At 43.7% G+C, this 21,891-nt stretch carries 16 protein-coding genes; 9 read left to right on the forward strand and 7 right to left on the reverse strand.

The window, feature by feature from the left end:
• Positions 1–167 precede the first annotated feature (167 nt).
• Positions 168–689 carry a transposase gene (locus HUW51_RS07795; protein ID WP_185273412.1) on the forward strand — a complete coding sequence of 174 codons (522 nt, stop codon included), beginning with the start codon at positions 168–170 and terminating at the stop codon, positions 687–689.
• Positions 690–1,301: 612 nt separating this feature from the next.
• Here HUW51_RS07795 and HUW51_RS07800 read toward each other — a convergent pair.
• Complete coding sequence (locus HUW51_RS07800; protein WP_185273413.1) at positions 1,302–2,009, reverse strand: GIY-YIG nuclease family protein; 708 nt, start codon at positions 2,007–2,009, stop codon at positions 1,302–1,304.
• A gap of 332 nt (positions 2,010–2,341) precedes the next feature.
• Between HUW51_RS07800 and HUW51_RS07805 the strand changes: the two genes are divergently transcribed.
• Positions 2,342–4,606: a Tex family protein gene (locus HUW51_RS07805; protein ID WP_185273414.1), complete on the forward strand. Its 2,265-nt coding sequence runs from the start codon at positions 2,342–2,344 to the stop codon at positions 4,604–4,606.
• A gap of 143 nt (positions 4,607–4,749) precedes the next feature.
• On the opposite strand, the gene HUW51_RS07810 is transcribed toward HUW51_RS07805, so the two are convergent.
• A complete protein-coding gene (locus HUW51_RS07810) occupies positions 4,750–4,941 on the reverse strand; it encodes a hypothetical protein (RefSeq protein ID WP_185274668.1) in 192 nt (63 codons plus the stop codon).
• A 430-nt stretch (positions 4,942–5,371) separates the two neighbouring features.
• Between HUW51_RS07810 and HUW51_RS07815 the strand changes: the two genes are divergently transcribed.
• Both HUW51_RS07815 and HUW51_RS07820 read left to right on the forward strand, forming a co-directional pair.
• On the forward strand, positions 5,372–5,887 hold the full coding sequence (locus HUW51_RS07815; protein ID WP_185273415.1) for a hypothetical protein: 516 nt from the start codon (positions 5,372–5,374) through the stop codon (positions 5,885–5,887).
• 105 nt (positions 5,888–5,992) lie between these two features.
• Positions 5,993–7,324: a sigma-54-dependent transcriptional regulator gene (locus tag HUW51_RS07820; protein WP_185273416.1), complete on the forward strand. Its 1,332-nt coding sequence runs from the start codon at positions 5,993–5,995 to the stop codon at positions 7,322–7,324.
• A 13-nt stretch (positions 7,325–7,337) separates the two neighbouring features.
• Here HUW51_RS07820 and HUW51_RS07825 read toward each other — a convergent pair whose 3' ends face one another.
• Entirely contained in the window at positions 7,338–9,932 is a 2,595-nt protein-coding gene (locus tag HUW51_RS07825) for a hybrid sensor histidine kinase/response regulator (protein ID WP_185273417.1), read from the reverse strand.
• A 679-nt stretch (positions 9,933–10,611) separates the two neighbouring features.
• Here HUW51_RS07825 and HUW51_RS07830 point away from each other — a divergent pair.
• Together HUW51_RS07830 and HUW51_RS07835 are read left to right on the forward strand one after the other, a co-directional pair.
• Positions 10,612–10,803: a hypothetical protein gene (locus tag HUW51_RS07830; protein WP_185273418.1), complete on the forward strand. Its 192-nt coding sequence runs from the start codon at positions 10,612–10,614 to the stop codon at positions 10,801–10,803.
• 48 nt (positions 10,804–10,851) lie between these two features.
• Positions 10,852–11,112, forward strand: a complete 261-nt coding sequence (locus HUW51_RS07835) for a hypothetical protein (RefSeq protein WP_185273419.1) — start codon at positions 10,852–10,854, stop codon at positions 11,110–11,112.
• Between the two features lie 240 nt (positions 11,113–11,352).
• Here HUW51_RS07835 and HUW51_RS07840 read toward each other — a convergent pair whose 3' ends face one another.
• Both HUW51_RS07840 and HUW51_RS07845 read right to left on the reverse strand, forming a co-directional pair.
• Positions 11,353–11,796, reverse strand: a complete 444-nt coding sequence (locus HUW51_RS07840) for a hypothetical protein (RefSeq protein WP_185273420.1) — start codon at positions 11,794–11,796, stop codon at positions 11,353–11,355.
• A gap of 180 nt (positions 11,797–11,976) precedes the next feature.
• Positions 11,977–12,555: a histidine phosphatase family protein gene (locus tag HUW51_RS07845; protein WP_185273421.1), complete on the reverse strand. Its 579-nt coding sequence runs from the start codon at positions 12,553–12,555 to the stop codon at positions 11,977–11,979.
• 237 nt (positions 12,556–12,792) lie between these two features.
• Between HUW51_RS07845 and HUW51_RS07850 the strand changes: the two genes are divergently transcribed.
• Positions 12,793–13,218, forward strand: a complete 426-nt coding sequence (locus tag HUW51_RS07850) for a hypothetical protein (protein ID WP_185273422.1) — start codon at positions 12,793–12,795, stop codon at positions 13,216–13,218.
• Between the two features lie 103 nt (positions 13,219–13,321).
• Here HUW51_RS07850 and HUW51_RS07855 read toward each other — a convergent pair whose 3' ends face one another.
• Positions 13,322–15,142: a glycoside hydrolase family 3 protein gene (locus HUW51_RS07855; RefSeq protein ID WP_185273423.1), complete on the reverse strand. Its 1,821-nt coding sequence runs from the start codon at positions 15,140–15,142 to the stop codon at positions 13,322–13,324.
• A gap of 436 nt (positions 15,143–15,578) precedes the next feature.
• Between HUW51_RS07855 and HUW51_RS07860 the strand changes: the two genes are divergently transcribed.
• The gene (locus tag HUW51_RS07860) at positions 15,579–16,802 is read left to right on the forward strand and encodes a pyridoxal phosphate-dependent aminotransferase (protein ID WP_185273424.1); all 1,224 of its coding nucleotides are present in this window, start codon (positions 15,579–15,581) and stop codon (positions 16,800–16,802) included.
• Positions 16,803–17,210: 408 nt separating this feature from the next.
• Here HUW51_RS07860 and HUW51_RS07865 read toward each other — a convergent pair whose 3' ends face one another.
• Positions 17,211–20,069 (reverse strand): TolB-like translocation protein, encoded by a 2,859-nt coding sequence (locus tag HUW51_RS07865; RefSeq protein ID WP_185273425.1) that lies wholly within the window; start codon positions 20,067–20,069, stop codon positions 17,211–17,213.
• Positions 20,070–20,487: 418 nt separating this feature from the next.
• Between HUW51_RS07865 and HUW51_RS07870 the strand changes: the two genes are divergently transcribed.
• The gene (locus HUW51_RS07870) at positions 20,488–21,855 is read left to right on the forward strand and encodes an HTTM domain-containing protein (protein WP_185273426.1); all 1,368 of its coding nucleotides are present in this window, start codon (positions 20,488–20,490) and stop codon (positions 21,853–21,855) included.
• Positions 21,856–21,891: the final 36 nt, after the last annotated feature.

Here is a 21,891-nt window from a genome sequence, read left to right on the forward strand (position 1 = left end):
AAAAATCTATTATCAACTGCTTCTCTCGTTATCGTTTATGTTTTGACCCATAGCCCTCGTTTGTGTCTTCACAAACGTTTTCGTACTATTTAATTCTTATCCATATAAACATCCTGCTCGTATTATTAGCGCCACAAACACTTTCCTTTTTCTACCGTTCTTAGACTATGGAACTGGGCTCCATTTACTTTTACACCGCGACCATCTTAAACTGGAAAAATCTGCTTAAACCAGATAAATACAAAGACATACTTGTAAACAGTTTAAAGTTTTTAGTAGCTGAAAAGAAAATCGTGGTTTACGGATTTGTTATAATGCCCAACCACCTTCATCTGATTTGGGAATTTACGCAACTTAACGGCAAAGAACTACCGCATGCCAGCTTTATGAAGTTTACCAGCCACCAAATACTCACGGACCTACAGCAATTTCATCCGGAAGTGCTGCCGTATTTTGCAGTAAATCTAAAAACCAGGAAGTACCAGTTCTGGCAACGCGATGCATTACCCGTTCACCTATACTCGCCTGCTGTTATTTTTCAAAAATTAGATTACATCCATAACAATCCGGTGCAAGGCAAATGGCTCTTAGCGCAATCTCCTTTAGAGTATAAGTATTCTTCCGCTACTTTTTATGAAACTGGTGTAAATGAATTTGGCTTTTTAACGCATATTGGGGAGCGGCTGTAAACTCGTTTGTGAAGACACAAACGAGGGCGTAATGGAACAGATTTATTTAGTTTTTATAATGGCTCTACAAAATAAATTATATGTTTTGGCAGAAAGTTTTCCATTCTTCTGTATCATTCTACCAGTATAGCTAAAGAAAGCTTCATTTTCCCAAATCAAAGTATCATTAAAGACTGTTTTCTCTATTATAAATCGTTCTCCTGAACTATAAATTACTTCCTCTCCTTTTTTAAAAGGGTTATTCTCTCTAATAAAGTTTGCTTTTAACTTTGTATATTGTCTAAATAGACATCTTTTTTCTTCAAAGTACTTATTGTCTGTAAAATAAGGCGGTATTATTATCGCATAACGTTTATCTAGAAAAAACTGTCTCTGCTCAATAGTTATTCTACCGCTTTTAGAGATTCTTTTGCCATAGTAGTAGATTAATAACTTTGTTTGTCTTTCCTCTAATGTATCCCTAATAGAAACACTAGTTATAAGATAAACATAGCCATAATTGCATTTAACTTTCTTACCAATAAAGTTAGCTTTATATTTCTCAATATATTTCCTTTTTAGATCTTCAAATGCTTTTTTAATTTGCTTTTTTTCTATCTCGTATCCCTGCAGTCACAAGGCAGAATCATCAATCGGCTTTTCTTTTTCCAATCCATCTTCATCTAATTCTACTATTAGATTCTCACCAATATATTCTTTTATCTCTTTAAAGTTTTCACTGTCCAGAACAAACCATTCTCTATTCTTTCTCTTACTTTGGAAAAGATTATGTAGTTCTCGTTCAAGCTTATTAGCATGAAAACATTTAAAAATCACTGTTATACTGATATCAAAGGGATTAGATGTACGGATACTGCTTATTCGGTTTAAAGGATTGATAGAAAACCCAATTTTATAAATATTAGTGTTTTCAATATTCAAAATATAAATACAACCAATTGTTGCTGATTTATCTACTACCTTCTCTATCTTTTTAAATGCTGTAATAGCAATACGTTCGTTATAATTTTTTAATGGCGCGTAATACTCATTTAGTGGAATAACGCCTATTTCCGGTATAAAAGAATGCCAACGATCAGATGAAATAATTCGGTTATCGGTTACCTTCAAATATTTCCATTCATCTCTTCCATAATAGTTTCTATCTACATCTTGTTCTGGTATATACTCCACTATATCACCGTTCTTAGGAATATATTTACGAATTTTTGTTCTATTAGTATTTACAAAGTTTTTATAATCTTCTTGTAATTGTTTCTCTTGCAACTTTATACTTTCTTTTCTATCAGAAAATTCTTGGAAATAGCTTTTAAAATCCATAATAAAAAAATTTAGATGCCCCAATTTTATCTTTAATATAAGAACTTTAGAATCATGATAAGAACTTTAGAATCATGTTTAAATTTTAAAAAGGTAAGATTAAGTTAATTCATAAATTAACAACTAATCCTATATCACTATGTCGTGCAGGTAGGTACCGTAACAGCCTCCTTACGCCAACGTTTGTGTCTTCACAAACGTTTTTCAACACCCATCAACTTAATCCTCCCCTACCTATACCAAAATCTTTCTAAAACATCAACCCCCTCTCCGGCTTTGCCTTCCAATTTTTCCACCGTAAATTTGAGGTCTAACCCGAAGCCTAGTGCCGCATGGAAGAATTAATTAGAAATTACCTTAAAATTGCCACTGAGCTGAGTATCAGCATCAAGCAAGTACAAGCAACCGTAGAATTGTTAGACGGAGGCGCTACCGTGCCTTTTATTTCCCGTTACCGCAAAGAAGTTACCGGCTCGCTGGACGAAGTGGCCGTGGCGGGCATCCGCGACCGCATGGAACAGCTCCGCGAACTGGATAAACGCCGCGAAGCCATTCTGAAATCGATCCGGGAGCAGCAAAAACTAACCCCCGAACTCGAAGAGCAGATTCACGCCGCCGAAACCATGGCGGTGCTCGAAGATATTTATCTGCCTTACAAGCCCAAACGCCGCACCAAAGCTACCATTGCCCGCGAGAAAGGGCTGGAACCGCTGGCGCAACGTTTATTTGAGCAGGAGAAATTTGACGTAACTGCCGAAGCCCATCAATACATTAGCGCGGAAAAAGAAGTAAAAGATACCGAAGAAGCTTTAGCCGGCGCCCGCGATATTATTGCCGAATGGATTAACGAAAACCCCGATGCCCGGGCTCGTATGCGGAATTTGTTCGAGAAGAAAGGCCTGTTCAAGAGCCGCGTGATGCTGGGCAAAGAAGAAGAAGGCCAGAAATACAAAGATTACTTTGAATGGGAAGAGCCCATTGATAAAGCGCCTTCGCACCGCGTGCTGGCCATGCGTCGCGGCGAAAACGAAATGATTTTGATGCTCAACGCCCAACCCGAAGAAGAAGAAGCGATTGAATTATTAGAAAATATGTTCGTGAAAGGCAATAACGAAGCCGCCCAGCAGGTAAAAATCGCGACCAAAGACGCCTACAAACGCATGCTGAAACTCTCAATGGAAACCGAAATCCGGATGCTATCGAAGAAGCGCGCCGACGAAGAAGCTATCCGGGTATTTGCCGACAATTTGCGCCAGTTGTTATTAGCTGCGCCGTTGGGGCAGAAAACCGTATTAGCCCTGGACCCCGGCTTCCGGACCGGTTGTAAACTGGTGGTACTGGATAAACAAGGCAAGTTACTGCACAACGAAAACGTGTATCCGCACACTGGCGCCCGGCAAGCGCAGGAAGCCGCCAGTACCGTTAAATATTTAGCCTCGAAGTACGAAGTAGAAGCCATCGCCATTGGCAACGGTACGGCTAGTCGCGAAACCGAAACTTTTGTCCGCGGCTTAGGCTTACCCAACACCATTGCGGTAGTAATGGTAAACGAAAGCGGTGCTTCTATTTACTCGGCTTCGGATGTGGCCCGCGAAGAGTTTCCGGATTACGATGTTACTGTGCGGGGCGCTGTTTCCATTGGCCGCCGTTTAATGGACCCACTCGCCGAGCTGGTAAAACTCGACCCCAAAAGCATTGGCGTAGGTCAGTACCAGCACGACGTCGATCAGTTTGCCTTAAAACATTCTCTGGACGATGTGGTCATGAGTTCGGTGAATGCCGTAGGTGTGGAAGTAAACACCGCCAGCAAGCAATTATTAACCTACGTTTCCGGATTAGGCCCCAGTCTGGCCCAGAACATTGTGGAATACCGCAACCAAAACGGTCCGTTCCGTACCCGCGCCGAGCTAAGAAAAGTACCGCGTTTAGGCGACAAAGCATTTGAGCAAGCCGCCGGTTTCTTACGCATCCGCCACGCGCAAAACCCCTTGGATGCCAGTGCCGTGCACCCCGAACGCTACGAATTGGTTGAGCGCATGGCCAAAGATTTAGGCGCTACGGTTACCGACCTGATGAAAAAACCGGAGCTCCGCAAACAAATAAATTTAAAAAATTACGTAACCGACACCGTTGGTTTGCCTACGCTGCAGGATATTATGAGCGAGTTGGCCAAACCCGGCCGCGACCCCCGCGAAAGTTTCGAAGCGTTCTCGTTTACCGAAGGCGTAAATGAAATAAACGATTTGCGTACCGGCATGAAATTACCCGGCATTATCACCAACGTAACAGCTTTTGGTGCTTTCGTGGATATTGGGGTACACCAGGATGGATTAGTACACGTGAGTCACTTATCCGATCGGTTTGTGAGTAATCCGCACGAAGTTGTAAAAGTAGGACAACGGGTAGAGGTAACGGTACTGGAAGTAGATGCCTCCCGCAAACGAATTTCTTTATCTTTAAAAACGGAACCCATGGCGGCTAAACCCGCTGGTGGTGGCAGTGGAGCGGGTAAAAAAGGCGACCGCAACAAACGGGAAGAAGAACCACAGAACGATTTTCAGGCAAAACTAGCCATGCTCAAAGGAAAGTTTAAGTAAGAACAAACTCTTTAAAAGGCTAAAATTTTAAAAATTTAAAAATCCATCAAGTTGCCGGCAAAGCAACTCCTTAACTTAAAAAGCAAAGATTGAAAATAAAGAACTGCCTGGTTCTTCTCTTTTCAGCCTTTGCTTTTTAAATTTTATTTGTGCCGGTGGTAATCATACTCGTAATCATCTTCGTAGTTATCCCGATTGCCGTCTTCTTCCGGGTAAAATTCATCTTCTTCCTCCAAGTCATAAAAATCGTCCTGATACATGGTTTTCTCCAACTCATCTTCCTTATGCAGCTGATAAAATAAGCCCGAGGAAAGCAAAGATGAGTTATAAGCCACGCTGTCAAGCTTTAAATTTTGCGGTTTAATAATTTGAACTGGCTCAATTCTGTGGTTTGCAGAAGTATTTAATAAATTTAATCTCATTTTTATATCTTATTTATTTCCAAGGTAATAAGGATAGATAAAAAGCAAAAACAGCATTTGCTTATTTAACTTAAACTTAATGTACTGCTGTTTATCTCACCGGAATAAACCTGAATTTTAAAAATCTACCCGCCTGAATGTACAAAGTGTGGCAAAAAAGCACCTATTCCCCAGTTTTGCGCCCCCAACCTGCGGAATAATTCTACAATTTAATTTTTTTTAAAAATTTTTAATTCTTGTTAAAATACTGGTTTACAGTTGCATAATCCTAATTCTTGTTTTTGGCACAGCTTTCGAATTAATAAGAGCACCAATGAATGTTTAATAGATTAAAATTACTGTTATGAAAAAAATTGTTGTGTCCGCTTTTTCCCTGTTTTTATTAGGTGCTGTATCTGCTAACGCGCAAACTACAACTGGTGGTCAGTCTGGTACTGCTACGCAAACCACTACTCCAAGCGCTACGTCGGGTGCTACCCAATCAACAACTCCAGCAGGAACCCAGAGCGGTACGCAGGATGGAACCGCAGCTAGCACCGCCACTACACCGGCGGCCGATGCGACCGGCGCTGCCGCAACAGGAGCTGCTACAAGCACTGCTGCTGGTACCGCTACAGGTGCAGGTACTGCTGCTGATGCTGCTAGCACCGCTGCCCCTGCCGGAACTGCCGTGGCTCTGGAAGAACTTCCGGCTGCAGTAAAAGCTACTTTAGCCAGCGAAAAATTAAAAACCTGGACTCCATCCGGCGCTCAGTTAGTAACTGATGCTTCTGGCAAAGAATATTACTCTATCGAGTTAAAACAAGCTAACCAGATTGGTACCGTTAAATTAAGTAAAGAAGGTAAACCAGTAAAATAATTTAAAAAATCTAATAAGTGCTACCTTATTGCAACGTTAAAAGAAAAGCCGGGAATTACCCGGCTTTTTTTTATTTTTACAATTTCCACGTATTTTCAATAAGGAATGGCAAAAATATTAGTGATAGAAGACGATTTAACCTTTGCGCTGATACTGGAAGGCTTTTTAAAAAAACAAGGCTTTGAAGTAAACGTAGCCCACCGGGTTAAAGATGGCATAAAGTTGTTGGGAAGCCAGCAGTACCAATTGGTTTTAATGGACTACCGCTTACCCGATGGTATTGGTTTTGAAATTTTAGAATTTATCCGGAATCTGCCGGCCCCGATTCCCGGCATTATGATGACAAGCTTTCAGGATGTGGGTACGGCCGTTAGGGCCATGCGCCTGGGCGCTTTCGATTACATTACCAAACCCGTTAACCCCGACGAGTTGCTGATGGTAATTAAAGAAGTACTACCCTCCGAAGAGGAAGCGGGTCGGGCAAAATTGGCGGGTTCGTCGCTGTTTATCGCGGGCCATAGCTACGCCTCCAAGCAATTACACGAGTTTATACAGTTGGTAGCTCCTACGGATATGTCGGTGATTGTGCAGGGCGAAAGCGGCACCGGCAAAGAATACGTAGCCCGTACCATTCATCAGCAAAGTAAACGGACCGAAGCTCCTTTTGTGGCCGTAGATTGCGGCGCTATTTCCGGCGAAATTGCCAACAGCGAGCTTTTCGGGCACGTAAAAGGCGCTTTTACCGGTGCTACCCACGATAAACAAGGCTTATTTGAAACCGCGCACGGCGGCACTATTTTCCTCGACGAAGTAGGTAATCTTACTTATGAAATTCAGGTAAAACTCTTACGCGCTTTGCAGGAACGTATTATTCAACCGCTGGGCAGCAATAAACAAATAAACGTAGACGTACGGGTAATTACCGCTACCAACGACGACCTGGTAAACAGCGTAAAGAACGGCGACTTTCGCGAAGATTTATACCACCGCTTAAACGAATTTAAAATTAAAGTGCCCTCGCTGCGCGACCGGGAAGCTGATTTAGAAGAATTTGTGACGCACTTTATCGATTTGGCTAATCAGGAACTTAACCGGAACGTGCAGGCATTTTCGCCGGAAATGATGGCTATTTTACGGGATTACCATTGGCCCGGCAATTTGCGCGAATTAAAAAATGTGGTTAAAAGAGCCGTATTGCTCTCACCGGGCGAAATTGCCGGCCCCGAAACTTTACCCGAAGAAATGGTAAATGCGGTAAACGAAGTGCCTAAAACCGAAGGCCCGGACTTAAAAGCCCTGCAGGAAGCTAACGAACGCGAGCTTATTTATAAAACTTTACAAGAAGTAAAATACAACAAATCCAAAGCCGCCCGCCTGTTAAACATCGACCGGAAAACGCTTTACCTGAAGCTGGCCAAGTATAACCTGGAAAATTAAATTTTTTAAAAATTTACTTGGCCGGTACGGTTTTTAAACTTTTTACTTTTTGAATAATTTTCTTAGTCAATTCTTTTACTTCCTGCTGCAGCGGTTCTAGTTCCGGTGTTACCTGCGCCAAAGGTTGTTGGTTATTTAACGCTACTTCTATCTGGCGCAAACGTTCGGCTAACTCTTTGGCTCCCACCTGGCCGGTGCGTCCGGCTAAGCGGTGAACTATTGCGGCTACTGTTTCGGGCGCTTCTTCTTCCAGGCTAATTTCCAGTTCGTCTATATCTTGTTCAGTATCCCAGATAAACTGGTTTAAAATAGCGCGTAACTGCTCGTCGTCGTTGCCGGTCATTCGGGTTAACAAAGATAAATCCAGCTCCACGGCAGCCGGAGTAACCAGAACATCTGGAGTTGATTCCGGCAGAATGCCGGTGCCGGTAATTTGCTGGGCATTAATCCAGGCCAGCAATTCCTGCTCCCGGAACGGTTTCATTAAAATACCATCAAAACCTTCCGCCAGAATCGCTTCCCGTTCTTCGGGCAAAGCCTGGGCCGTAAGTGCTACTATTTTAACGTTCTTGCCTACTTTTTTCCGGAGGCGGCGGCAAAGCTCCAGCCCGTTAATTTCGGGCATCCGGATATCCATCAGCACCAGTTTAATGTTGGAGTCCCAGGGCTGGTTCAGGATGGCGGCCGCATTGGAAGTGCAGGTATTTAAAATACCGTATTTATTTAAGATGGTGCTGCACAACTGTATAATAAAAGCATCATCGTCTACCACTAACACTTTGCCATTGGGGCTATTGGGCGAGATATATTTAAGCGGCTGGTGCACGGGTAATCCGGGAACTTCCGGCTCGGGAGCCGTGGCCAGCGCAAAAGGTAACTTAATCACAAAACAAGATCCTACGCCCGGCTCGCTGCCCACATCAATAGTACCGTTCTGGCTTTCTACTAAGGTTTTAGCAATGCTTAAGCCCAAACCGGTGCCGCCATGGGTACGTACCACCGAAGCATCGGCTTGCTCAAACAAGTAAAAAATGCGTTCTAGCTCAGGAGCCGGTATGCCTATGCCGGTATCTATCACCGAGAAAGAAATATCTACCATATCTTCCCCAGGCGTATGTTCTACCTGTAATACAACACTGCCAGTATGCGTAAATTTAATGGCGTTGCCCAGCAAGTTATACAACACTTGCCGCAACCGGAACGCATCGCCGGAAACGTACAACGAAGCGGGTAAAGTACTTTTTAAAATTAAAGCCAAGGATTTTTGCTCGGCCGGCACCCGCATGGTTTGGATTACATCAGCAATAAGCTGGTGCATGTTAAACACTTGCTGCTCAAAGGTAAATTTACCCGAAGTAATGCGGCTGTAATCGAGGACTTCGTTCACAATTTGCAATAAATGTTCGGCGGAGCGATAAATCGCTTCCAGCGCTTCGCGTTTGGGTTGCGGTTGTTGGTGCACCTGCTCAGCAAAGCCAATAATGGCTTGTAAAGGCGTCCGGATTTCGTGGCTCATGTTGGCCAAAAAGCGTTGTTTTACCTGACCCAAGTGCTCGGCTTCTTCTTTGGCCGCAATTAATTGTTTCCGGTACTGGTGGCTGCGGGCAATATCAATTAAAATAAGGTAAGCCAAAAAAGCCGCTACCGCAAAGAAAACAACCATAATGCCGTTCATGCGGCTAATGCTGGCGCGCACTACTTCGGTAGCCTGGTGGCTGTTTTGTTTATCCAGGTTAATTTCTTCGGCCTCTATTACGTGCAGAATCGCGAGTAACTGGGTATGCAGCTGGTTATTGGTATGAATTAAAGCCAGTTCCCGATTCAGGAGTTTAGTGGTGCGGTCGTGCTGCTCGCGCTCCATGCGGCGCATCATCTTCTGAATTTTCCAGATAGAGCTATCCTGTTTGGCTACTGCTAAGGTATCTACCTGAATTTTTAATTCTTCTTCTACTTGTTTTAAAGCCGGTAATACCGGTTCTTCTTTACGGCCCCCGAATAAGCGACTGAGAAAAGATTTTTTAGGCTTTTTCTTAATTACAATCTGCAGCGTATCGGCGTTGGGCAGGGTGGTAGTGGTAACGTACCGTTGGTTGGTAATAACAATGCTGGTATCTACCTTAGGTTTGTTATTTTTGGCAATGTACTTCGATACGCCTTGTATACGCCGCGAAAGGGCTTCGTTGTGCACCAAATCTTTCCGCAGTTTCAGATAACTCATGAAAAGCTTATCGCGGGAGCGCAAAATGGTTTCCATGGAATCTAAGCGCCGCACCTGCAAAGGGTTACTGGTGCTTAATTCCCGTAGGGTATCCAGGGTTTTTAACAGGTAATCCGATTCTTTTTTAAACGCTGCGTAAGGTTTATTCGGATTTTTAATGGCTTGCACCCGCTGCAACTGATCGAGTTGGGTAATAGAACGGAAGAGGTTGTTTACTACTTTTAGTTTTTCATTCGGCGTCGACAATTTATTCACCGTAAAAAGCATTTCTTCGAAGCCTACCCGGGTTACTACCCACGATAAACCAATGGCAATGGCGCCAATCAAGAAGGCGGCAATAACTTTCCGGCGAATCGATTGCAGGAAAAACTTGTCGGTAAATTTGGCCATTTGTTACTTGGTACTTAAAAATTTTTGCAACCACTTTGTGGGTAGCAAAAAATTAAATCTGCCTTTTATTATATTTGATTAAACAGTTTCTTTTTAGCTCGAAATATAAAACGGCCCATTATTCTTTTTAGCGTGCAGACTAACTACCTGAATAGAATCTGCCCGCAGCTAAAGAACCAAATTTAGCTGTTTTACCGCATATGCGAACCGAAAAATTTAAAAAACTAAAAGACGATAATAGAATAAAAGCCAGGATATAAAAATGTTTAGAATATGCTGAAATATATTTAGAAAATATATAATTAACTAATTCTTAACCTTCTAAGTTTTAGAATCAGGTTTTCAACCGTCACTGGGTAGAGTAAGTTCCGGTTGTGTGGGAAAGCTTTGCCACTACAATCCTTGTTTTAAGCCAGTAATACTGAAATTGGATTATACGTGTTTGCTGCTGAACTACTTAAAAAGAGCAACCTTGGGAAATGACTAATTTTATTTTTTATATTTTTTTAATTATCAGCCTTTAGTAATTGGGTTCCCGTGTTAAATGTGTTTGTACCAGCAAAAATTCTAAACCAACTTCCGGGTAAATTAACCTTATTCTGCTGAACCGTTCTGGCAAGACTTCGTAACTTAGTATCCTGTTGTAAGGTATTGGTAAACCTTTTTATGCTGCTCTATTATGCGTATTCGTAAGAAAGTAAATGCTATTTTACCCGTAGAAGCGGGCAAGTTCGAGGCCTTAGGGGTATTTGTAAAAGCGGCCGAAAAAGCTAACTGGTCTGAGGCCGAAATTCAGCAGGTTATTGATGAAGTAGTTGAAGCATCTGATGCCGAAGCCTTACTTATTTTTCAAGAGTACACCCAGGCCTGAGTGGTACAGGTATTAGCAACAAGTCCGGAAATTTTAAAAAACTAGGTTATGCCTTTAAATAAAAAATTAGCTGAAAAGCTTAATAAACGTTTTGCTCCGGATAGCCGACTGGATGATACGTACCAAGGTTTAGATCTTACTTTTATTACCAACGAATTGGGCGAACCCGTAACATTATTTATTGGCAAACGCCGCCCGGACGGAGCCATTACCGGCGAACGCTACGTCCGTACCATTAAACGCGCGCCCAACTCCGACCAGATTGCCGCGAGCCATTGGGATTTAAAAGGCAAAGTTTTGCGGAGTTAATAAGCGGCAGATCCGTATCAGGTAGTAAGTATTAGGTATCAGGAGAGAGAATACGTTCTAGCACTAGTGTTCAGCGAAGCCGCACTTATGCTTAATAGACAAAAGTGAATCTCCTAATTTCCGTAACCCGAATCTGCTATTTTTGGCTCGCCAGTAGGGAGACTGCTTATTGTTATTCGGTCCAAGAAGTGCTGCGCTTAAGTTTTAAATCAGAAAGGTTTAATTTTATTCTAATCTGTGTTATTTTTTGGTAAATACCTCAATGTAAACTGCTTTAGCTGCATTCTTCCGGGTACCATTTTCCAAATAACTGTCCGGCTGTCTAGCCATTCGCCATTCCATATTGGTTCTGGTTAAATAGATAATTTCGGATTGGGAAGCGATGGAGCTTTCAACCAGTATGTACTTTTTATCATCAGTACTGAATGTAGAGTAAGTGGCACTAGTATTTTCAGAATTAGGGTAAGAAATAGTAAGCCGGTTACGCGTAAAGTTATATAAGGTAGAATCGTTATACCGTTCCTCAAATACTTTGTTATTAGCAGCATCGTAATATTCTACTTTTAAAAAATAATCCCATTTACCCAAAATAAGCTTATCTGATGTTAGGTCCGATTCTGTATTTTCTTTACAAGCCGTTAGAAATAGTAATAGCAAAATAGATAAAGATAATAGCTTCTGCATGACTTTAATTTTTAAAATTTAGGCTTTTTTGGGTTTATTAATGACTTGTTAAAGCGAATACTTTTAAAGCATACAAGCTACAATAATAATTAATGTTTAAAAATTTTTAAGTATCTTATTTACAACAAGTAACTACTTAAAAGAGAAGTGCTATTAACCCGTACCTAAACTTAGAACTTATTACTTTTTCACCAATTCGGTAACTCCCAAAAAGCCGCTACCGTCCTGGCGCACTACCTGCCAACCCATTTTTCGTAAAGCCCGTCGCACAAAAAAATTTAAAAAACCGTGTGCTACCAGTACTACTTTCCCGTCTTTATCGGCTTGTTGTGCTAACTTTTGCGCTGCTTTACGGGCTCGTTGCCGGGCTTGGTGAAATGGTTCTAAATCCTGGTTATTCAGACCGAGCAGCCAAAGAACGCGCGCGCCGTAAAGCCAGAATTTAATCGGAAACTTTAAAAAGGGTACCGGAAAGATCTGGCGCGGAAATTCGTTAAATACCGGATCTGCTATTAAGCTTACTTCATTCCCAAAAATGGCCTGTGCCGTTTGCTTGGCCCGTGGCAAAGTACTGCAAAATACCTGGGTTACGTGTTCGTAGGGTAGCCCGGCGGGCTTGTTTACGAGTTGCTCAATAGTACAGATGTCGTAATTTTTTAAAAACTGACTGGCTTGCTGCTGATTAAAAAATCCGCTTTTCGATACATTGGGTCGTTGGTGGCGAATTAAAAAAATGTGCCGGGTAGCCAATTCCTTCATAATTAAACGTAAATCTGGGTATCCGCTTAAAACGCTAATCAACCAACAGGGTTAAACTTTTCTGCTGCAGCTTCTTTATGGAACTCGCAAACTTCAAATAGATTTAAAATTTTTTAAAATCTTCTGATTGTAACGTCTGTTCTGTTGAATTTTAAATTCACAAATCGATTATCTGGCAACCTGCTGGTTTAATTGCGTATACAATTCAATTAATAACTTACACCAAGCACAAAAACTATGAAAAAGCTAAGTAAATTATCCTTCATTGCTGCCTTTGTGGCCTTCTCGTTTGTGGCCTGCGAAACCAAAACCACTGAAAACAGCGGAACCGCTACAGATGTAGAAGATGCCAATAATTCCTCGATAGAAGGAGACACCAAAGAAACCGCTGATAACATTGAAGACCAAGCCGAAGCGGCCGGTGATAAAACCGAAGCGGCCGCGAACGAAGCCAGCGCGGATATTAAAGAAGAGGGTCGGGAAGCAGGCGCTAAATTAAATGCAGCCGGCCAGGAAATAAAGCAAGAAGCAAAAGAAGCCGGTGCTGAGATTAAACAAGAAACCGAAGAAGCAAAAGCCAAACTAAAAGCCGGCGCTCAGAAAGCCAAGGACAAAATTAAAGAAGAAGCCAACGAAGCCAACGACGCTATACAAAACAACTAAAATCTTTTTGGCTTTTATATAACTTTAATCCGGTCAGAGCCAATTCGCTTGGTTTTGGCCGGATTAATTTTTTAATACCTTTTACGAAAATTCCCTACTGGCTTCACAAACCATCACCGTATTTAAAATACTCGTTTACGGTTACGGGTAGTTTACCATTGGCGCTTATACGGCCAGCTACCAGTTTAGCCGCGGCTTCCTGCACTGGTAAGAGCTGCTGGTAACCCACAATCAAACCATCGGCTTTCCTGATATCTTTTAGTTGCGTAAGCGTGTAGGCATTATCAAACAAAACTACCAGGCTGTTTTTCTGATCCAGGAGTTCGTTTACTAAATCCAATTCTTCTTTAGCAAGCAGCAGGGTATTACTCGGCCGGATGCTGGGTCCGTATAAACCAATAACCACTTGCTTGTATTTCTTCAGTTTCCGGCGCAAAGCTAAACGCGCTTTTTTATCGCTGCGCCGGGGCAGCACAAAGTTTTCCACGGGCACGTATTCGCTTAATCTTTTTTGAAAAAATGTGGGTTTGGATGCTCCTACCGCTACTACGGCGTATTTTACCCGCTTTTTGCGTTGCAGCGGAATAATGTGGCTCTGGTTGTGCAGCATGGTTAAAGAGCCTTCGGCCAAACGCCAGTTGGTTTCGTAAGCGCGCGAAGCCGTTAAATCGGCGTATAAGCTATCCAGCACAATGGGTTGGTATTTATTTAGGCCTACCCAGTATTTGGCCGATAATACTTTTTTGCAACGTTTATCAATATCTACCTGGCTCAGGCGTTTCTGCCGGATCGCTAACTTAATAGCTTCAATTGCTTTAGGCACGCTTACTAAACGTTCCAAAACATCGTTGCCGGCTTCTAAAGCTCTTACTTCGGCCTCACCCGCTTTAAAATATTTGGTTACGCCTTTCATTACCATAGCATCGGTAACTACCAGGCCGCCAAATTCCAGTTCTTTTTTTAATAAATCGGTAACAATGGGCCGCGAGAGCGTAGAGGGTAAGTTAGACGTAGAATCGAGTTTAGGCAAGTGCATGTGGGCCACCATAATACCACCTACTCCCGCTTGTATTAACTCCCGGAACGGGTATAACTCTAAAGAATCCAGCCGGTCGCGGCCATACGGAATTACGGGCAAATCGTGGTGCGAATCTACGTTGGTATCGCCGTGGCCCGGAAAGTGTTTGGCTGTAGCAATAATGCCTTCGCTCTGCATGCCCAGCATGTATGCCAAGCTTTTAGAAGCCACATCGTTTTTATTTTCGCCGAAAGCCCGGTAGCCAATTATGGGGTTAGCCGGGTTATTGTTAATATCTACCACCGGGGCAAAGTTCAGGTGCATGCCCAAACGTTTAAACTCCATAGCAATTTCGGCGCCCATGCGGTAAATTAAACTATCGTTGTTAATGGCGCCCAGCAACATGGGTAATGGGTACTGAATGGCACTATCCATGCGCATGCCAATACCCGATTCGGCGTCCATGCTAATGAGTAAAGGCACTTTACTGGCCGCCTGAAACTTATTGGTGAGTTTGGCTTGCCGCACCGGTCCGCCCTGAAAAAAGATTAAACCGCCTACTTTGTACTTTTTAATTAAGTGCAGCACATCTTCTTCGTGCTCCGGTCCCTGGTTCGAAAAAGCTTCTACAATCATGAGCTGGGCAATGCGCTCTTCGGGCGTTAAACGCCGAAACACCGAATCTACCCACCGGTTTTTGCGGTGCAGCGAGGTAATAAGCGCATTAGGGTATTTTAAAGTATCTTCTATGTCTATTTCTACTTCGCGGGCTTTAAATACTACTTTGCGGGCGGGCGGTTCTTTTTCGCGGCACGAACTCAGGTACAAACCGGCCAACAGTAAAAATCCAGTTATCCAGAAGCGTAACAGGCGGCAGTTGAAAGCGTAATTTTTAAAAAATAGCATGCATTCAGGTTTAATAGGCGCGTGTATTCCGGCAGAAATAATAATTCTTCAAGCAGATCTACCTGTATTTTGCGGTTAGTGTTACAATCATTTTTTAAATTTTGCTTATTCCCCGCTCTATTTACAGTTAGTTCTTGCCGGTTTGTAACCAAGTGGGTTAATATAACAAGGTTTATATTTAACTACTGTTTAATAGTCGAAAAATGAAACATTTACTTCTTTTGCCCCTATTTAGCTGCTAGCTACAAATCTGCTTACCCTGAAAACATAAGCTCATTTTTAAAATAGTAGCCGGCAACTGCAATAGAATGCGACTATTTGATTATACCGTTACTTATCTCGCCTAAAAACTCCCGAAGAAATAAGATTTAAGATTTATTAATTTCTGCTCCCGGCTGATTTTTCTTTTAACTTTAAGCCCAAATTTTAATTAGGTATGATACAGAAGAGTAACCGGCTGCATAATGTGTTTTATGAAATCCGCGGCCCCGTGTTCGAGAAAGCCATGGAGCTGGAGCTGCAAGGCTATAAAATAACCCGTTTAAATATTGGTAATCCCGCGCCGTTTGGCTTCGATGCGCCCGACGAAATTATTCACGACGTAATTATTAATTTGCGCCGTGCCCAGGGCTATACCGAATCAAAAGGTTTATTTGCGGCCCGCAAAGCCGTAATGCACGATTGCCAGCGCAAAGGCATTGCCGACGTAAAAATTGATGATATCTACATTGGTAACGGAGTAAGCGAACTGATTCTGCTCAGCATGCAGGCGTTGCTCAACAACGACGATGAAATTTTAATACCAGCACCCGATTACCCGCTCTGGACCGCTGCGGTAAATCTAGCCGGCGGTAAAGCCGTGCATTACCTCTGCGACGAAGCTTCGGATTGGTACCCGGACCTGGAAGATTTGGAAAGTAAAATTACGTCCCGGACTAAAGGTTTAGTGGTAATTAACCCGAATAACCCCACGGGGGCGGTTTACTCCGAAGATGTGTTGCGCCGCCTCGTAGCTATTGCCGAACGCCACAACTTGATTATTTTCTCCGACGAAATTTACGACCGCATTTTGTACGACGATGCTGTGCATTATTCGCCGGCGGCTTTTTCGAGCGATATCTTATTTCTAACTTTTAGCGGTTTATCGAAAAACTACCGGGCGGCTGGTTTCCGGGCTGGCTGGATGATTGTGAGCGGGGCCAAGCACCGGGCTAAATCGTATATCGAAGGATTAACCGCTTTATCGAGTATGCGCTTGTGCAGCAATGTGCCCTCGCAATTTGCCATTCAAACTGCCTTGGGCGGTTATCAAAGCATCAACGAGTTAGTTATGCCAAATGGCCGCTTGCGCAAACAACGCGATGCCTGCTACGAAAAGTTAATTTCTATCCCGGGAATTACCTGCGTAAAACCCAAAGGCGCTTTTTACCTCTTCCCGAAGCTGGATGTGCAAAAGTTTAACATCAAGGACGATATGCAGTTTGCCCTGGATTTACTCGAAGATCAGCATATTTTAATTGTGCACGGTACGGGCTTTAACTGGCCGCATCCCGATCATTTCCGGATTGTGTATTTACCTACGGTAGAAGAATTAAACGCCACCCTCGACCGCATGGCTTTGTTCCTGAAAGATTACGAAGGCGTAGCAAAGATTCAGTAGATATATTTCAATGATATATTGTAAAAAGCTTTACCAAAGCAATATTTTTAAATTTAAAGTTAAGTAAATAGATCATTCTATTGATTGATAAAAACAAAGGGCCAGCTGTATCCGCTGGCCTTTTGTTTTTTCTTCTACCTGGATCATTTAATGCATTTGAATCAAGGCTTTTGCAAGAACTTAAGGTCGTTTGTGAAGACACAAACGACGGCATTGAACGACGGCACTCAGGTACAAATGAAGGTACTTACTGGATAGAGTAACGCGAAGGCACTGCTTATTGATAATACTACTCATTGGTCATGTTCACTTGCCTCGCCCATTGGCTGTGTCTTCACAGCTAAATTTGCAAAAATTTAAAAATTTTCTATCCAGTACCAGTCGCTATTTAAGCAAGCTCAACAGAATTTAAAAACCAACATCCACTACCAGCACTTCCACCTGTAAATCCTTTTCCTGGGGCAAATACGAGAAGCGAACCCCGAAATTCCATAAAATCCCGTTGAAGCGCATGACGTTAAAATCGGTGCTTAGCTCTGCGCCGATGGATTGGTAATTTCTGTTGGGCTGGTAAATCACCGCCTTGCTCCTGCCCTGGCCGTAATCAAAAAATACGTTACCCCGCAACCGCTGAAAATACAGGAAAGGCCCTAAAGCTAAATCGGGGTACCAGAGCGGTAAGCGGTATTGCACAAAACCACCCGCAAAATTTTGGTGCGAGCGGTAGCTATAGCCCCTTGGGAAAATAATGGTGCTGGCAAAGCGGTAATTCTCGACATCCTGGTGCTGGTAATTACCGCCAATCTGGAAAGAATGGTGCTTAAACAAACCCGGAAAAGCAAATTGCGCCGTAGCCGCAAACAAACCACTTTTATAATCTCCGCCCATGGGGGTATGGTAATAATTTATCGCTAAACGTTGTTCAAACCGGCCGGCTAAATCGCGCTTGCTTCGGCTATGGCTGCGGATATAAGCTACATTATAATGTAAGTTACGCAGCGTACCATTTGATTGCTCGGTTAAAGCAGTCCGCGGCCGTTCGTAATCCGAAACATCTGTAACATTGGCATCGGCGCCAAAAACTAAACTTTCCTGGTAACGGGAGTGCGTTAAATTTAAGGGGATCTGGAAACCGGCCGTGATACTTTTTTCGCGCCAGCCATACTCTAAGGAATCGTCTTTTACTTCGGCCCGCTGACCGATAGCGCCGGCAACATTTATAATCGGGTAAAAGCCCTGATAGCTGAGGCCCACCTGTCCCCGACTGGTTTTCTCGTTGGCGTTGTAGGAATAGGTTGCCGTAGCTACGGTAGTACTGAGCAAATCCTGGGAGTAAAGGGTAGCGGTATAAATGTTGTTAACCGGGTCGCGGCCAGGTGCCCAACTATGGGGCTTTACAATATTTTTAAATTTTGAATAAGGCTGCACGGGGTACACCTGGTTAGGTACCTGGGTTAAAATATCCGGATTGCCTTCCTGTTCCACTACGGGCTGGTAGTATTTTACGCGGGTATCTGGCACCTGCGCCAGCGGTACCCAGGTAGCCGGGTTATGCGGCATGCGGGCGACAATATACCCGTTTTTGGTGAAATCGTTGAATATAATTTGTTGCCCATCGTGGCTGATGGTGGCATTGGTGCCGGCAAATGGCCGGGAAGTTACCTGGTATTGCTGCCGGGTAGTTATATCCAGGGCAAATACATTTTCGATGCCGGTATAAGGGGCATTAAAGTACACGTAATTGCCCACCATTACGGGGTGCCCGATGTTTTCGGTAGTAGGTGGCAGCACTTCGGTAAAAGTATTGCTTTCGGGATCGAGCAATTGAATGGTACGCTGGCCATTGGCAGTCCGGAGTAAAACAATGTTTTTACCATCGGGCGACCAGCGCGGCATCGAAAGGAAGTCGTTTTGGGGCGCTGGAATCCGTTTTAGTTCTTTCCCGGTAATAGCATCCAAAATAACCAGAGCGTATTCGTTTTTTAACGTAGCTTCTATGGCTGCAATTTTACTGGCATCCGGCGAAAAGGCCGGGGCTGCTAAACGGGTTTTCCGTTGTAAAACCTGTTTTTTACCGGTAGCTAGGTCGTAGGTTTTTAAAACCGAGTAAGTTCTTACTTGCCACCGCGGGTCAAACTCGTACTCCGACCACACAATTTTATTTTGCGCCACCGATAACATGGCGTTGCCGTTCAACGGGCCTGGGGTAAACAATTTTTCTTCGGTACCATCCAGTTTAACTTGTACGAACTGCGGGTAATCGCCTAAGCCGGATTTAAGCGCCACAATGCTGCCATCCGGCAGTTCCTGCGGAAACTCGTAGTTGGTGTAAACAGAATCGCTGCGTTTGGTAATCGTGGTAGCCTCGGTAAGTTCAATTTGGTTCACTTGCCCCGTCCAGAGTGAATCGAGTTCGTGTTGCAGGCGGCGGTAATTAGCGGGCAAACTATAACCGCTTTCGTAGCGCAACGACGACGAAAACACAAAAGGCACAAAAAATCGGCTCGCGGCCTGGTCTATTACGCCGCTCCAGAAATCGGCCCCGTAATGCCGGCGGCCATAGGTTACCAAATGATAGCCCAACACGTAGTGGTTGGGTACCGGGTCTTTAAAAGAACCTAAATGCTGCTTGTTGTAGGAGTAATTGCGGCTGCTGAGTAAATTGGTGCGGTACAGTAAATCAAAATCCGGAGTGCGACCGCGGCCACTGCGGGTAAATGCGGTTTCGGTACTCACGGCATCGCCTTCCCAAAACCAGTTAGGGATAGAAATATTATTGGCAACGGATAAGCCGTATTCGCCGCCCAAATAATACATTAATTTAGATAAGCTTTGCCGGGCTTTGTCGTATTGCACCACGTGCCGGAACTCGTGTACCGCCAGTAAATCGAGCCAACGGTTAGTACCCAATAAAGTGTAATCCTGCGGGGGCATGGTGTAAAACTCCGACCGGCGGGGCGCCAGGGTTACAAAACCGTTGGAAATTGCGTTGCGATTTTGTAAGATCAGCGGCAAGCGGCGGGGTTCTTTCTGCAGGCTACGCGATAAAGGCGCGTGCAAGTACTGTAGGGTGTTGGCTACATGCTGGGCCTGGTTTTCAAAACCTTCCGGAAAAATTACCTGAAACTTTTCGGTGTTAATTTGCCGCCACGACACATCCGGTGGATTGGTATCCAGCTGGGCCTGGGCCGTGTGGTAAGAAAAAACAGAAGCAAATAAAAACAATACCTTGCGCTTCGACGAAAAAAGCAACGTACTAATAGGCATATAGGATAACTAGCGTGATGTAAATTTTAAAATTTTATGGGATTTCGGCGGCAGCTCTTCGCAGAAACAAGGCTCCGTACTACTTCACCGAAAACAGGAAAGCCGCAGGCGGAAGATAACATTTTATTTCTATTTTACAGAATGCAGGTATTTCGTCCGGTTTAAGTAAGCCGACATGGGTGTTGCACGTCAAAATTTTTAAAAAATTAATTGACGGCATAAAAGTATCTGATTACCGCAACACCGTACATAAGTATTTCAACTTAATTTTATCCGGAATCTTACAAGGCAAGTATTTTTAAATTTTTGAGATAAGTACTTCGACGAAATCAACTTAAAATATACTTTATGATGATCTAGTGATTGTCTTTACTTTATCACCGAACAACGAACAATTAATAACGAACAACTACTTCGTATGGCACATCCCGTTACGGCGCCACCCGTTACTTCCCGGTTAACAAGCTGGCTCTGCCAACCCGTAGATAACAGTCCTTTAATTATTTTCCGGCTGTTTTTTGGTTTGTTGCTGGCTTTGGAGGCTGGCGGAGCTATTGCTACCGGCTGGGTAAAACGGAACCTCATCGACCCCACCGTGCATCTGCCTTTTATTGGCTTTGAGTGGCTCCAGCCTTTACCCGGCAACGGCATGTATTATTACTACGGTGTCATGTCGGTATTAGGATTATTGATTATGGTGGGCGCTTATTACCGGGTGAGCCTGACGGCTTATACCATACTGTGGTGGGCTACTTACCTCATGCAAAAAGCCAGTTACAACAACCATTACTACTTAATTATTCTGCTTTGTTTTTTAATGTTGCTGGTGCCGGCTAACGCTTATGCTTCCTGGGATGTTCGTCGGAAACCGGAAATAAAATCCTTAACCTGTCCGCGGTGGTGCATGGCTATTTTTGCCGCGCAAATTGGCATTGTGTATACGTTTGCCTCCATTGCCAAAATGTACCCCGATTGGGTTCAGGCTATGCCTATTAAACTGTGGTTCAGTGTAAAAGCGCCTTATCCCATCATCGGCCCTTGGCTGCAAAACCACACCTTGCAGGTATTTATTGCTTACGGCGGTATTTTGTTTGATTTGTTGATTACCCCTTTTTTACTGTGGCGCAAAACCCGGAAGTGGGCCTTTATTGCTTCCCTTTTCTTTCATTTGTTTAATTCCGCGGTTTTTCAGGTGGGTGTTTTTCCGTACATCGCTATTGCTTTGTCGGTATTCTTTTTTAACCCCGAAACCATTCGCCGGCTATTTTTCAGAAAAAAGCCTCCACTATCCGCCAACCGAGAATTAAGCCAACCGGAGATGGAAGTTTCCCGCACGCCATTGGCACTTTATGTACTAGCGGTTTACTTCTTTATTCAGCTAGTTTTACCGTTGCGGCATTGGTTTATTCCCGGCGACGTGCACTGGACCGAAGAAGGTCACCGCATGTCCTGGCAAATGATGCTCCGCGCGAAAACTGGTACTATTACTTTTGAAGTGCGCGACCCCAGCACTAACCAAAGCCAAACCGTTTCCCCCAACCAATTTCTTACCAGCAAACAAGCCAGCGTTATTGCCGTGCGGCCCGATTTAATCTGGCAATTTGCGCAATTTTTAAAAAAACACTACCAGCAGCAAGGCTATAAACAAGTGCAGGTTTTTGCCCACGCCCAAGCCAGCCTCAACGGCCGGCCGTACCAACCGTACATTGACCCGAAAACCGATTTAGCCGCAGTACCCTGGCAACCCTTTCAACACGCCGCCTGGATTCTACCGTACCAGAAATAGCGTTAGGTTGAGTGGTGAAATGTAAAAATTTTAAAA

The sequence above is a fragment of the Adhaeribacter swui genome, from assembly GCF_014217805.1.
GTDB lineage: Bacteria > Bacteroidota > Bacteroidia > Cytophagales > Hymenobacteraceae > Adhaeribacter > Adhaeribacter swui.